General features: G+C 71.4%; 13 protein-coding genes and 1 pseudogene. 2 read left to right on the top strand and 12 right to left on the bottom strand.

The genetic code is table 11. The features are described 5' to 3' along the window. Positions 1-22: 22 nt before the first annotated feature. Positions 23-739: an AIM24 family protein gene (locus tag BMY89_RS18590; protein WP_092381285.1), complete on the top strand. Its 717-nt coding sequence runs from the start codon at positions 23-25 to the stop codon at positions 737-739. 33 nt (positions 740-772) lie between these two features. On the opposite strand, the gene pheA is transcribed toward BMY89_RS18590, so the two are convergent. The 4 genes and pseudogenes from pheA to BMY89_RS18570 form a co-directional block, all read right to left on the bottom strand. After that, on the bottom strand, positions 773-1729 hold the full coding sequence (gene pheA, locus BMY89_RS18585; RefSeq protein WP_092381284.1) for a prephenate dehydratase: 957 nt from the start codon (positions 1727-1729) through the stop codon (positions 773-775). A gap of 111 nt (positions 1730-1840) precedes the next feature. After that, positions 1841-2314: pseudogene (locus BMY89_RS18580) on the bottom strand (hypothetical protein); the annotation flags it as partial. A gap of 67 nt (positions 2315-2381) precedes the next feature. Then, entirely contained in the window at positions 2382-2840 is a 459-nt protein-coding gene (locus BMY89_RS18575) for a PAS domain-containing protein (protein WP_092381283.1), read from the bottom strand. A 168-nt stretch (positions 2841-3008) separates the two neighbouring features. After that, positions 3009-3746 carry a hypothetical protein gene (locus tag BMY89_RS18570; protein WP_092381529.1) on the bottom strand — a complete coding sequence of 246 codons (738 nt, stop codon included), beginning with the start codon at positions 3744-3746 and terminating at the stop codon, positions 3009-3011. Positions 3747-3909: 163 nt separating this feature from the next. Between BMY89_RS18570 and BMY89_RS18565 the strand changes: the two genes are divergently transcribed. Beyond that, positions 3910-5109, top strand: coding sequence for an arginine deiminase (locus BMY89_RS18565; RefSeq protein WP_092381282.1), 1200 nt, complete (start codon positions 3910-3912; stop codon positions 5107-5109). 63 nt (positions 5110-5172) lie between these two features. Here BMY89_RS18565 and BMY89_RS18560 read toward each other — a convergent pair whose 3' ends face one another. The 8 genes from BMY89_RS18560 to BMY89_RS18525 form a co-directional block, all read right to left on the bottom strand. Continuing rightward, the gene (locus tag BMY89_RS18560; RefSeq protein ID WP_092381281.1) at positions 5173-6057 is read right to left on the bottom strand and encodes a DUF5926 family protein; all 885 of its coding nucleotides are present in this window, start codon (positions 6055-6057) and stop codon (positions 5173-5175) included. 83 nt (positions 6058-6140) lie between these two features. Continuing rightward, a complete protein-coding gene (locus BMY89_RS18555; RefSeq protein ID WP_232521430.1) occupies positions 6141-6554 on the bottom strand; it encodes an ATP-binding protein in 414 nt (137 codons plus the stop codon). A gap of 67 nt (positions 6555-6621) precedes the next feature. Beyond that, positions 6622-8079 (bottom strand): sensor histidine kinase, encoded by a 1458-nt coding sequence (locus tag BMY89_RS18550; protein WP_092381279.1) that lies wholly within the window; start codon positions 8077-8079, stop codon positions 6622-6624. 49 nt (positions 8080-8128) lie between these two features. Then, on the bottom strand, positions 8129-8920 hold the full coding sequence (locus BMY89_RS18545; protein WP_092381278.1) for a glycerophosphodiester phosphodiesterase: 792 nt from the start codon (positions 8918-8920) through the stop codon (positions 8129-8131). 11 nt (positions 8921-8931) lie between these two features. Further along, positions 8932-9267 (bottom strand): rhodanese-like domain-containing protein, encoded by a 336-nt coding sequence (locus tag BMY89_RS18540; RefSeq protein ID WP_092381277.1) that lies wholly within the window; start codon positions 9265-9267, stop codon positions 8932-8934. Between the two features lie 78 nt (positions 9268-9345). Then, a complete protein-coding gene (locus BMY89_RS18535; RefSeq protein ID WP_443673917.1) occupies positions 9346-10407 on the bottom strand; it encodes an LCP family protein in 1062 nt (353 codons plus the stop codon). A 76-nt stretch (positions 10408-10483) separates the two neighbouring features. Further along, positions 10484-11701, bottom strand: coding sequence for an LCP family protein (locus BMY89_RS18530; protein WP_372433314.1), 1218 nt, complete (start codon positions 11699-11701; stop codon positions 10484-10486). A 207-nt stretch (positions 11702-11908) separates the two neighbouring features. Beyond that, entirely contained in the window at positions 11909-13138 is a 1230-nt protein-coding gene (locus BMY89_RS18525) for an LCP family protein (protein ID WP_092381276.1), read from the bottom strand. Between the last annotated feature and the right edge of the window lie 18 nt (positions 13139-13156).

Genomic DNA, 13156 nt, shown 5'->3' with positions numbered 1-13156 from the left:
CGGCGAGTACGGGAGGAACCCAATGCGCAGCGAACTGTTCTCGGCGGCGAATCTGGAGCGGGAGTCGGGACAGCCCGGCATGCGGCTGCAGAACTCCAAGATGTTGAAGATCGAGCTGAACGGCGAGGCGATGGCCCGGGTCGGTTCGATGGTGGCGTACCAGGGGCAGGTGCAGTTCCAGGCGCTCGGCTCCGGCGGGCTGGGCAACTTTCTCAAGCAGAAGTTGACCGGCGAGGGCGTGCCGCTGATGAAGCTGACCGGCCGCGGAGACGTCTTCCTCGCCGACTTCGCCAAGGACGTACACGTCATCGACCTGGAGCCGGGCGATGCGCTCTCCATCAACGGCTCCAGCGTGCTGGCCTTCGACTCCACCCTGCAGTACGACATCAAGATGGCCGGCGGCGCTGGCATGGCCTCGTCCGGCCTGTTCAACTGCGTCTTCACCGGACACGGCAGGATCGCGGTCACCACCCGGGGCACCCCGGTCGTGCTCAACGTCGACGCGCCCACCTACGTCGACCCGCAGGCCGCCGTCTGCTGGTCGGCCGCCCTGCAGACCGGCTACCACCGGGCGGACCAGATCGGCCTCGGCACGCTGCTGGGCCGCACCACCGGAGAGGCGTACACGATGAGCTTCGCCGGGCACGGGTTCGTGGTCGTCCAGCCCTCCGAGGAACCACCGATCATGGGCAGCGGACAGCAGGACCAGGGCGGCGTGCTCGGCGGCCTGTTCCGCTGAGCCCGGCCCCGGCTGCGGCCCGGCCCCGGCCGGTCAGGACTGTTCGCCTACTCGCAGCCGGGTGAGCCAGGCGGCGGCGTCGGTGTAGTCGGTGTCGGAGAGACCGGCCGGGGCGGCCACCGGGCGTTCGCCCGTCAAGCCGCCCCACCGGTGCCGGGGGTACGAGCCCAGGAACCGCACGCCGGCGCAGACCCGGTGCAGCCCCTGCAACGCCTCACCGAGCCGCACATCGGCGACATGGCCGGTGCAGTCGAGGAAGAAGACGTACCGGCCGAGCGCCTCACCCGTCGGCCGGGACTCGATCCGGGTCAGATTGACGCCCCGGACCGCCAGCTCCATCAGCACGGACAGCAGCGCACCCACCCGGTCGTGCGCGATGTAGACGGCGAGTGACGTCACGTCGTCGCCGGTGGGTGGTGGCGGCGGTCCGGGCCGGGACAGCAGAGCGAACCGGGTCACCGCGTCGGGGTGGTCGGCGATCTTGTCGGCCAGCACGGCCAGCCGGTGCCGGGCCGCGCCGATCGGGGCGCAGATCGCCGCGTCGTACTCGCCGTTGGCGGCGCCGGCCGCCGCCGCGCCGTTGGAGAGCACATCCACCACGACCGCGTCGGGCAGGTGGGCCCGCAACCAGCCCCGGCACTGGGTGGATGCCTGCGGGTGGGCGGCGATGCTGCCGATCGAGGGCAGGGGGGTCCCCGTACGCGCGGCGAGCACGAACTCCACCGGCAGGATCACCTCTCGGGTGATCACCAGCGGCTCACCCTCGGCCAACTCGTCGAGGGTGACCCCGACTGCGCCGCCGATCGAGTTCTCCAGCGGGACCAGGGCGGCGTCCGCGTCCCCGGCGCGTACGGCCTCCAGCGCCTCACCCACGCTGCGGGCCGGCGTACGGCTGCCCCGCTCGGCGGCGGGCACGGTACGCAGCGCCTGCTCGGCGAAGGTGCCCTCGGGTCCGAGGTATACGAAACGGGTCGGCGGCGTTCCCGGCATGCGCTCAGCCTACGCATTCGACGTCGGCGACGAGCCGGACGGCGTGGGGGACGGTGTCGTGGCAAACGGCGTCGGGAGCGTCGGCGACGACGGCACCGGTAGGGCACCGTCGCTGCCGCAGGCCAGCGTCTGGATGCCGGCGGGGCCGGCCACCCGAACCTCGGCCGTGCAGACGTCGGTGCCGGCGGTGACCAGGCGCAAGGTCCCGGACTGTTTCCGGGTGACCACCTGGAGCGGTTCGTACCCGGTCACGTCGAGGATGGTGAACTGCCATCCAGCGGCGCAGAGCGGGCCGCTGCGGGCGCTGACCTTCGCATTCTGGGAGAGCAGTCCACCGCGGCCACGAACCAGGCTGATGATGCGCTGCGCCGACGGGTCGCCCGGGCAGGCGACCGCGACCAGGCCCGGATCGGCCGAGGGGCTGTTGGGACCGGGCAGCCCGCCGGCCGGCGGCGGTGTCGGGGTGGCCGACATGCTCGGCGTCGTCGTGGGTGCCCGCGTCGGCAGGCCCGGCGAACCGTCGCGTACCTCCGGAGGCTCGCCGCAGGCCGACAGGAGCGCGACCAGCGTCACGACGGCGACCAGCCGCCGAGGGCCGGCAGCATCGCAGCGCCGTCGGGCTTCGGGGCGGCGGGGTGGGATGGGCGTCAGGTCAGACCTCGGAGAAGAAGGTGAGCGAGCCGGCGACCTCACCGTTGGCGAGCACCGGGGTGGAGATGGCGTCGACGGTCGCGTCCGTGGTTCCCTCCGCCGCCGCCTCGATCCGCAGCAGCCCACGGGCCAGGCGGCCGGAGGAGAGCGCCAACAGCGGCGGAATCTTGTCGATCTCGGGCTCGGCCAGCTCACCCCGGTAGGCGGTGAAGTCCAGCAGCCGCAGCCCACCATCGAGCAGCGGCAACCCGATCACGTCCTCCGGCGCGCCGAGGCGGAGCAGTTCGCAACCGGCGGCAGAGACGGCCATCACCAGCGTCTCGGCGTCGATCAGCAGGCAGGGCTCGGCCGCGCTGGAGACGGTGGCCGACCACCGGTCGATGTTGTCGCACCCCTGCTCTGTCGGTGTCTCCCCGGAGGGCACGAACACTTCAGAGAGCGAGAGTTCGACGTGGGCCACCGAGCCTCCTATGCACACCGACGGTACGTCCACGCTAGCCGGTCGCGGCAGCGACCGCCGACCGTGCTGGACGTCCGGGGCCGTCGGTGTTGATCAGTGCCCGGTCGGCGACGGCACGGGGGCCGGCGGAGCTGAGCCGTGCCCGGCCGCGTGGCGTCGCCGCAGACGTTACCGCCGGCCGGCCGGCTTGTCAGCGGCCATTCGGCCGTCCTCATACCACCGGTAGTCCGCCGCTGGCGGGTAACCGCCGCTCGTCCAGGTGGCGGGGTGCTGCGCCACCCGGGACAGCTTCTCGGCGGTGGTCGGGCTGATCCGGTTGCCAGCCGCCACGAGCAGCCGGTCGAGCTCCCGGTGGGTCGCCATGAGGCAGTCCTTGGGAAGCCCGTAGACGCTGATCACCCCCGAACCCACGAAGGTGAGCACCGGCGTCACCGGGATCGGATGGCCGACCGCGGCGGTCAGCGCCTTGCTGGCCCGTCGGGCGTCGCGGCGGGCCTCGGCCACGTAGGGCGGGCGCTTTCCGTTGATCTGCACCACGTCGCCGGCGACCAGGACGCGGGCCCGGCCGTGGTCGGCGATGGTGACCGCGAAGAGTCCGCTCGGGCCGATGGCGAGGAAGCCGGCGCGATTGTCCTCGTCGTCGAGCAGGGCGTCGGCGGCGTCGGTGCGGGGCCAGTCGATCACGTGCCATGCCGGCCCGAGGTGGTCGAGTTGGCCGAGCGCGCGCGCCCCTGCCGCCTCCAGGCGTCGGGCGCCCCGCTCGGCCCGGCGGCGCCGGGCCCACTCCAGCGGGGACGGGCGTGGGGCCGCGACCACCCCTGGCGCCTCGACCCGGGGGTGCGGCACCGCCACGGGCGGCAGTGCCCGGGCAGACGGTACGGCTCGACGAGCGGGGAAGACAGTCATCGCGACCTCCGGCAAAAGGTCCCTCGAAGTTACTTTCTCACTACCCTACGTTGCCGGACCCGGTGGTCGGCAAGCCGGAGCGCCGGAATGACTGTGGATGAATGCCATATTCACCCACGGTTGTTTTACCGGATACCGCCAAACCCTGCCCTACGCTGCGGGAGTGAGCCACCACGTGGACAGTGAGGTCGGCCGGCTCGGCACCGTGCTGTTGCACCGGCCGGGGCCGGAACTCGCCCGGCTCACCCCACGCAACAACGACTCGCTGCTGTTCGACGCCATCCCCTGGGTGGGCCGAGCACAGGAGGAGCACGACGCCTTCGCCGGAGTGCTTCGCGAGCGCGGCGTAGAGGTGCTCTACCTGACCGACCTGCTCACCGAGGTGCTGGCCGTGGCGGACGCCCGGGCCGAACTCACCGAACAGGTGCTCGACTCGCCCCGGCTCGGCGACACCCTGCGCGGCCGGGTCGCCGCGCACCTGACGTACCTCGACCCGGCCGCCCTCGCCGGCGTCCTCGTCGCCGGCCTGGCCCACGAGGAGTTGCGGCTGCGCCGGGACCGGCGCGGTGGTCTGGTCTACACCCTGATGGACCGCCACGACTTCATCGTCGATCCGCTGCCGAACCTGTTGTTCACCCGCGACTCGTCACTGTGGATCGGGGACCGGGTGGGCGTGACGAGCCTGGCGATGCCCGCCCGACGCCGGGAGACCACGCTGACCGACGCGATCTACCGGCACCACCCGCGGTTCGCCGGCACCGAATTCGTGTACCGACCGGGCCTGGAGCATCTGGAGGGCGGCGACGTGCTGCTGCTGGCCCCCGGGGTGCTGGCCGTGGGGGTGGGTGAGCGGACGACCCCCGCCGGTGCCGAACGGCTCGCTCGCCAGGTCTTCGCGGCCGGGCTGGCACACACCATCCTCGTGGTCCCGATCGCGCAGGAGCGGGCGACCATGCACCTGGACACCATCTGCACGATGGTCGACGTCGACACGGTGCTGATGTACCCGAATGTGGCCAGCACGCTGTCGGCGTACACCGTCATTGCCGGCACGGACGGCGACGACCCGCGGGTGGACGGCCCGGCACCGTTCCTGCGGGCGGCCGCCGACGCGATGGACCTGGACCAGCTACGGGTGATCGACACCGGCCTCGACCCGGTGACCGCCGAGCGCGAACAGTGGGACGACGGCAACAACACCCTGGCGCTGGCACCCCGACTCTGCGTCGGCTACGAGCGCAACGTCGAGACCAACGCGCAGTTGGAGCGGGCCGGCATCGAACTCATCCCGATCGCCGGCTCCGAGCTGGGCTCGGGCCGGGGCGGACCGCGCTGCATGTCCTGCCCACTGCTCCGGGAGTAAGGAAGGGCCCCTTGTTAACGCCTGGGGTAGAGCAGGGGCCCCTTCTTAACACCAGCCGGTGGATCAGCGCAGGGTTAGCTGACGGCCGAGCAGCCCCTGCCGGGATCGCCGGGCCGCGGCATCGAGCGGGCCCGTCTCCGTCAGGGCCTCGGCGTAGCGCTTGGCGAAGTCGGCCACCGGGTGCTCCCAGTCGCCGGCCGGGGCGTCCTCGGGCAGGTCCCAGACCGGCACCAGCCGCCCGTGGGCGCGGAACATGCCGGCGAACTTCGTCCCCTCGCCGAGGGCCAGCGAGCCGGCCGCGCCGAGCCGGGCCAGCGCGTCCAGCGCGGCCTCCTCGGCCTCCGGCAGCACCCAGCGGACGTGTGCCTTCTCCGGCACCCGGCACCAGTACGCGGCTCGTGCGGCAGCCAGTCGCACGGTGGGATAGATCGCCGCGTTGGCCCGCTCCAGGGACGCCTGCACGGTCGGGTCCTCGGCGGCGGCCGGAACCAGCCAGAACTCGAAGCCCTCGTGCAGCGTGATCTCCAGCGGACCGTCGACCAGGATGTCCTGCAGCCGGGGCCCGGGGCCGGGCAACGGTGGCACCGCAACCGGCGCGCCAGCGGCGGTCCGCAGTGCGCAGAGCAGCGACTCGGCCAGGTCGCGCGAGACGTCACCGGACTGCTGGTGGCGCTGCAGTCCGACCAGGATGTGCCCGTCCTCCCGGCTCATCGCGGGGGCCGCCATCGGCAGCACGGTCGCCAACGTGATCGGCCGGTCGCCGTACTCGTCGACCAGTGCCGGAGTGAGCCGCAGCGGCGCGGACGCGGCGGGCACCAGCTCCCGCAGCGCGATCCACTCGGGCTCGTCGGTCAGCCCCTCGAAGGGACGCGGGACGAAGACGTCCCGGACCTTCTCCCGTTTACCTGTCGGTGCGGCGGCCCGCTGATTCTTTCGACGCTTGCTCACGGCGAGACAGCCTAGAGGCCCCGGCAGGACGGTGGGGGCAGGACCCGCACCTGCCGCGGGCAACGAGCCGGGTGGGTGCCGACTCAGCCGGTCGTCACCAGGCCCGGCCGCTCCGGGACCGGGTCGAAGTCGGCCCACACACTCTGGCCGAGACCGTCCCGGTCCACGCCCCAGCGGCTGGCCAGGCCGGAGACGATGTGCAGGCCACGGCCGTCGGCCGCGTCGGTGTCCGCCGGGCGGATGAGTGGGCCACCGGCGGCGCCACCATCGGTGACCTGAAGCCGGATCTGCGCCCCGTCGGGCGTCGTCCGCAGTCGCCAGGCGACCCGGACCACCCCACCCGGCAGCGGATCGGCATGGCGGACGGCGTTGCCCACCAACTCGGCCAGGACCGCCACCAGATCCGCCAGCACCGCCGGGGAGACGGCGTCGCCCAGTTCGGCGGCGAGCCGGCGCCGGGCCACCCGCGCGCCGCTGGCATGATGCGGAACCACCACGCACCACGCCCGTTCGACCGCTCCCGTCGCCACCTGCGCCCCTCTTCCGCCCCCGTGATCCCCACCGTCATCTGCGGGGCAGCCGTACCTCAGCGACCGTACCGCCGCCTGTCCTCGGTCGGAGGAATACCCAGCCATTCTGCTGTTCAACGATCCGGCGGACGAGAAAGAGGCCGAGACCCGTACCGGGATAGCGGCGCCGGTCGCCGGAGTCACCCTGCCAGAACCGGTCGAAGGCCCGTTCGACGTGCTCCGGGCGCACTCCGATGCCACGGTCGCTGACCCGGAAGCAGACGGTCTGGCCGTCCGCGCCCGCGCTGATGTCGATCTCTGAGTCGGGCTGGGAGTACTTGCCGGCGTTGGTGACCAACTCGGTCAGCACGGTGGCCAGGCTCTGCCGGTGTCCGACCGGCCTGGGCAGCTCGGCCGGCAGCTGGAGGGTGGTTCGGCGGCGCAGCTCCGTGGGCAGTTCGGCGACCGCAGCCCGCAGCGTCCCGGCCAGATCGAACGGGACGGGCGGCCCGTCCCCCGGCCACTGTTCGGCCGCCGAGGAGAGCAGCCGGTCGAGCAGCCGGGCCAGCTCGTTGGCTCGTTGGCCGATGACCCGGGCCGCCTGTCGCCGGTCGGGCTCGCTCAGCGACTCCCAGTGGTCGGTGAGGGTGTCCGCGTACCCCTTGATGACGGTCACCGGGGTGCGCAGCTCGTGGCTGGTGACCGCGACGAACAGGTCTCGCTCGTGGTCGTGCCGCTGCTGGTCGCTGATGTCCCGGAAGGTGACCACCCGAAGGGTGCCGGGGCCGGGCAGCTCGCCGGAGGTGATCCGCAGCCAGCGCCCGTCCGGTAGTCGGTGATCGAGGACCTGCCCGGACGGTGGAAGCGGGAACGGCAGCGGCTGGTTGATCGCGTCGGCAGACGGGCGTCCGGTCACCTCGGCGGCGGCCGGGTTCCAGAGCCGGACGTGGGCGTCCCGGTCGACCACGGCCAGTCCGTCGGCGAGCGCTGCCACCACCGGGCCGTCGCCGTGCACCGGCAGGCCGCTCTGGTCGCCGTACATGTGGGCGATGCAGGACCCGAGGTAGCCGACCACCCCGCGTTGCTCGGCGCTGGGCTCCTCTTCGCCGGCCAGGTACAGGGCGTGCAGACTGCCGACGGTGTGACCGCCGATCTCGGCCCGGCCGACGACCATCCGCCGCAGACCACGTTCGGACAGTTCGGTGGCGAGGTGGTTGGTGAACTCGTCGGTGCGTACGGACTGCACCCGGGGGCCGGCCAGCAGGCAGATGGTGACCGGGTCGTTGGCGGGCAGTGGCCGGCCGACGGTCCACTCGGCGGCACCGGTGGCGGCGATCACCCGGCCGCCGCTGGGTGCGAACTCCACGAACGCCATCCCCGCGGCCCCGAGCGCCGGTTGGGCCACCCGGAGCAGCTGGTTCAGGACCGGCAGACCCGCGTCACCAGAGTTGATCATCTCGATGACGGCGGTGTGCCCGGCGATGAGAGCCGAGTAGTCGGTACGGTCCGGCATGACCCGAGTGTGCACCGCCGTCCGCGTTTCCGGGCACCCCCGAGCGGTCTCACCGACCCAACCGGGCCAGTGTCTGCGCCGGACGGTCGGTGATCACGCCGTCCACCCCGGCGGCCAGCACGAGGTCGAGGTCGGCCGGCTCGTTCACGGTCCAGACGTAGACCTGGTTGCCGGCCGCCCGCAGCGCCGGCACCAGCGTGGGGCGGGCCCGCACCAGCGCGATGCCCGGGCCGGCGATGCCGGCGCCGAACGGCAACCGGCCCAGTCGCAGCCACCGGGGCAGCACCTCCAGCAGCAGTACCGTCGGCAGCGTCGGGGCCAGGGCCCGCATCCGGCGTACGGCCAGCGCGGAGAAGGACATCACGGTGACCCGTACCGCAGCGCCGGGGCGCGGCTCGGCGAGGTCGTACCGGCGCAGCAGGTCGACCAGCTTGCGCTCCACGTCACCGGCGTACCGCGACGGGTGTTTGGTCTCCACCAGCAGCCGGACGGACCGGCCGGCGGCGAGTACGGCCTCCAGCAGCCGTTCGAGGGTGAGCAGCCGAGTGTGTGAGTCGTCGAGCACCTCGTCGCCGTCGGCCGGTGTGCCGCCCGGATGCCAGGAGCCGAAGTCCAGCTGCTCCAGCTCGGCCAGGGTGCGGGCACTGACCAGCCCGCGGCCGTTGCTGGTCCGGTTGAGCCGTCGGTCGTGTACGCAGACGAGGTGCCCGTCGCGGGTCAGCCGGACGTCACACTCCAGCCCGTCGGCGCCCTCGTCGAGGGCGCGAAGGTAGGCGGCGAGGGTGTGTTCCGGTAGGTCGTACGACGCGCCTCGGTGCGCGAAGACGAGAGGTCCGTCCATCGCCGTAGGTCCTACAGGACCTGGCCCGGTTGCCCGTCGGAGCCGATCACCGGTCGCCCGGCGGCGTCCCAGTCACCCATTCCGCCGGCGACGTTGTGCACCTGCTCCCAGCCGTTGCGCAGGAGGTACGCGACGACCTGGGCCGAGCGGCCACCGGATCGGCAGATGACGGCGACATCCCGGTCGGTCGGTATCTCGGCGAGGCGGGCCGGCAGCTCCATCATCGGCAGGTGGTGCGCGTCAGGCGCGTGACCGGCGGCCCACTCGTCGTCCTCCCGGACGTCGAGCAGGTAGGTCTCATCGGTGATCTCGGAAATGGTCACGGTGGGTATCTGAGGTCCGAACACGGGTACCAAGCCTAGAACCTCGTCGCGGTGCTTCCGACAACCGGATGGCGGCGTCGTGGGATCGCCTTCCCGAGCGGGTCAGATCTGGGTGACCCAGCGGGGATGGGTCCCGGCCCACTGCGGCATGCGGGTGCCGCGTACCGCCGCGAACAGGTCCTCGCCCTCGTTGTCCAGCCGGACGTAGGACACCTGGTCGATGGTCTGCGGGTACGACGGCACCTGCACGCCGCGTAGCCCGTCGGTGGACAGGCCGTGCAGCGCGAGCAGCAGTTCCTCCACCGCCACCCCGTTGGTGTCCATGGTCAGCGACTCGCCGACGGCCTCGACGAGCCGGTGGATCTGGACGGGGTTGGCGCGCAGCCGGGTCTCGCTGGCGCGTTCGAGCATCGCCCCCAGCAACTGCTGCTGATGGGTCTGCCGGTCGTAGTCGCCGCCGGGCAGGTCGTAGCGTTGGCGTACGTAGTCCAGCGCCTGCGCGCCGTCCATCCGCTGGCAGCCGGGGTGGAAGACCCGGTCGGTGTGGATCGAGCGCACCTCGTCCCGTACGCACATGTTCACCCCGCCGAGCAGGTCGATCACGCTGCGGAGGCCGGCGAAGTCGACCAGGGCGGCACCGTCGAAACGGATTCCGGTGAGTCGGGTCAGGGTGGCCGAGAGCAGTTGCGCACCGGACTGACCGCCGCCGCCGTACTCGTAGGCGGTGTTGACCCTGTCCTCGCCGCCCGGATAGCCGCCGCGGGGCGGGATGGTGACCAGCAGGTCGCGCGGCACGGAGACCAGGTAGCCCTCCCGCAGTCCCTTCGGCACGTGCACGATCAGGATGGTGTCGGTGCGCTGCTGTGCGCCGCTGTCACCTGGTCGCCGATCCGAGCCGACGAGCAGGTAGTTGAGGGGGCCGTCGAGATCGGTACGGTCGGCGCGGGCGCTCGGGTCGAGCAGTTGCTCCCGGGTCATCGTGCGCTCGTACCGGTCGGCGAGCACCCGCAGGCCGACCACGGCGAGGGTGGCCAGCAGCACCACCGCCAGCCCGATGCCGAGCAGTACGCGGGGCCAGCGCGGACGTCCGGAGCCGCCGCCCGATGTCCGCTTTTCGTCCTCGCGTGCCTTCCTGGCCGTGACGTCCCTCCCGTCGGTAGACATGAAACGTACTCATGTCAGGGTACGAGAGGTTTACGGAGCGTGACGGCGTTTCCTCGATATCCGCCGCCCCGCAAGGTCACTTCCGGGAGGAGATCACCTCGGGGTTGTAGAAGACGAACTCGGCCAGCTTGTCCTGCCTGACCGCGCGGAACATGTCCAGGGTCTGCTCGCTGAGCGCCTCGTTGCCGTTGCCGTTGGCGTTGTACGTGCCGCTGTTGGTCTTGAGCATGATCAGTTCATTGCCGGTGACCCCACGCATGGTGAAGACGAAGTCCTCTACCGGCACGCCCCCGGTGTCCAGGATGAACGCCTTGCCGGCGGCCTTGATCAGCCCGTTCAACTTGCCCAGGTTGGTCAGGCTGCCCTCCTGGGTGGCCTTCTTCGCCATCGCCTTGATCAGCTGCTGCTGGTTCTGCTGGCGGTCGTAGTCGCTGTTCTTCAGGCCGTACCGCTGGCGGGAGAAGTCCAGGGCGGCCCAGCCCTCCATCTCCTGGCAGCCCTTCTTGTGCACCACCGGAGTCCTGGTCTTGCCGGTCTTCTTGGCGTCGGCGTTCCACATCGGCTTGCCGTCGACGTACGACATGTGGATCGATGTGACCTCCTGCTTCGGGCAGATGCGCACCGAGCCGAGGGCGTCGATGACGTTCTTGAAGCCGCCGAAGTTGATGATCGCCGCGCCGTCGAAGCTGACGCCGGTCATGCCCTTGATGGTCTGCGCCATCAACTGAGCGCCGCCCTCCCAGCCGCCGCCGTTCTGGGCCCCCGCCTGGAAGGCCGCGTTGATCTTCTCTACCCCGCCCTGGTAGCCGGTCTTGGAGAAGGCCGGGATCCGCGCCTCGGTGTCGCGGGGGATCGAGATCAGGTACGCCTGGTCGTGGGTGGCCGGGATGTGCAGCACGATGATGCTGTCCGCCCGCACGTCGTCGGCCGCCCACCGCTCCCGGGCGTCCACGCCCAGCAGCAGCATGTCGATCGGGCCCTTGAGGTCCGCGCCGCCCTCCGCGTTCGTCTTGCCCGCGTCGCCGAGCAGGTTGCGCTGGGAGATGTTGCCGGTCGCCTGACTGATCACCGCCTTGCTGCCGACGATGGCCACGCCGCTGGTCATCATCAGTGCGGCACCGAAGATCACAGTGAGCCGGGCCCAGAGCGGGTCCTTGCGCCGGGTGCGCCCCTTCTTCTTTCCCGACCTGGCGGGTGCCTTACCGGCAGGGGGCGCAGTGGCGGACCCGCGGGGCGGCTCGAGCAAGGGGGGGCTTTGAACCGGCGGCATTCGTGCTCCAGCTCGTGTTCGCATTTGAGGGGGCGGCAACACTTTACGGACGCATTCCCGTGGTGGCGAGTTCGCGTGGCGTCCAGTTCGCGTTCTTCGCCGCGTCATCCTGCTGAAATGGCCGAACGTACAGATCAAATTGGACGGTCGGTGGTTGGTTCACAGGAGATCCTCGGCATGGAGCGGCGGCGGCCCCCGATCGTGGGTACCGCCGCCGGTCGACCTCGGTACTCAGCCGTTTCCGGTGCCCGACTGCTTGTTGGCCTTCACCCACTCGGTCATCGTGTCCCCGGACATGGCCCGGTACATGGCCAGGGCGTTCTCCCGGTCGGAGACGACCACCGACTCGCCGTTGATGGTCTGGCTGCCCAGGTGCGGGCTGGTGACGAAGGTCAGGTTCTCGCCGCGCAGATTCCGGAACTGCACGGCCATGTCGGTCAGCGAGAAGCCCTGGTCCACCGTGACGGCGTCGGTGACGGACCGGAGAAAGGCGTTGAGCTTCTTCGGGTTGGTCAACGTGCCCGTGCTGGCCGCCTTGTCCATCAGCGCTCGCAGGAACTCCTGCTGGTGACGCATCCGCGCGAAGTCGCCGTCCGGGAACTGCTTGCGCTGGCGGATCCAGTCCAGCGCCTCGGTGCCGTTCATGCGGTTGGTGCCCTTGGTGAACTCTCGGTACGGCTTGTGGATCGAGGTGATGGTCCGTTCCACCTCGAGGTCGACCCCGCCGAGCGCGTCGGTGACCTGCTTGAAGCCGGCGAAGTCGATCGCCATCACGTGGTCGATGTGCACGTCGGTGAAGCACTCGACCGTGCGTACCGCCAGCGGTAGCCCACCGAACGCGAACGCCGCGTTGATCTTGCGGCGCTGGCCGATCTCACACCCGGCGCCGGCGCTCTCGGGGATCGGCACGTACAGGTCCCGCGGGATGGAGACGAGGTACGCCTGCGAGTGGTCGGAGGGAATGTGCATGACGATGATCGTGTCGGCGCGCCACTCGCCCGGCCGGTCCATCGGCGCGTCCGGATCCCGCGAGTCGGTGCCCACCATCAGGATGTTCAGCGCGCCGTCCACGGCCTTGGCCGGACGGCCGCCGGTGATCTCCGAGAACGGGTCCGTCCGGGCCATGTTGTTGTCGAGGCTGCGGGCGTAGAACCAGGCGCCGGTGCCGAAGATCAACGCCAGCGCCAGCACGGCGACGCCGGCCACCAGGGCGATGCGGCGCCAGCGCGGGCGCGGCCCCCGCGGCGGTGGCCCGCCACCGGGCCCGCCCGGCCCCACCGGCCCGCGCGGGCCGCCGGGGCCGCGCGGCGGGACCGGCTCGTCGTGGTACGCGGGCTGCCGCCGCGTCTCGGCCGGCTGGGCGGCCCGGCCACCGCCCCGACCGGGGCCGGGCACCGCCGCGCGCCCGGCGCTGCGGCGCAGGTGGATGACCGGCAGTGCGGCGGGGATGGTCGCTGACATGTAACTCAGGGTACGCAG

The sequence above is a fragment of the Micromonospora phaseoli genome (genome assembly GCF_900109115.1).
Taxonomy (GTDB): Bacteria; Actinomycetota; Actinomycetes; order Mycobacteriales; family Micromonosporaceae; genus Micromonospora; species Micromonospora phaseoli.
Note: the sequence above shows the minus strand (reverse complement) of the source record. Positions and strands in the feature narration are given on the sequence as shown.

What these genes read in the sequence shown, in the direction of transcription:
- BMY89_RS18590 (WP_092381285.1), top strand. Translation starts at nt 23, where the DNA reads ATGCGCAGCGAACTGTTCTCGGCGGCGAATCTGGAGCGGGAGTCGGGA.
- pheA (WP_092381284.1), bottom strand. Translation starts at nt 1,729, where the DNA reads ATGCCGGGAACGCCGCCGACCCGTTTCGTATACCTCGGACCCGAGGGC.
- BMY89_RS18570 (WP_092381529.1), bottom strand. Translation starts at nt 3,746, where the DNA reads ATGACTGTCTTCCCCGCTCGTCGAGCCGTACCGTCTGCCCGGGCACTG.
- BMY89_RS18550 (WP_092381279.1), bottom strand. Translation starts at nt 8,079, where the DNA reads ATGCCGGACCGTACCGACTACTCGGCTCTCATCGCCGGGCACACCGCC.
- BMY89_RS18545 (WP_092381278.1), bottom strand. Translation starts at nt 8,920, where the DNA reads ATGGACGGACCTCTCGTCTTCGCGCACCGAGGCGCGTCGTACGACCTA.
- BMY89_RS18535 (WP_443673917.1), bottom strand. Translation starts at nt 10,407, where the DNA reads ATGTCTACCGACGGGAGGGACGTCACGGCCAGGAAGGCACGCGAGGAC.
- BMY89_RS18530 (WP_372433314.1), bottom strand. Translation starts at nt 11,701, where the DNA reads ATGCGAACACGAGCTGGAGCACGAATGCCGCCGGTTCAAAGCCCCCCC.
- BMY89_RS18525 (WP_092381276.1), bottom strand. Translation starts at nt 13,138, where the DNA reads ATGTCAGCGACCATCCCCGCCGCACTGCCGGTCATCCACCTGCGCCGC.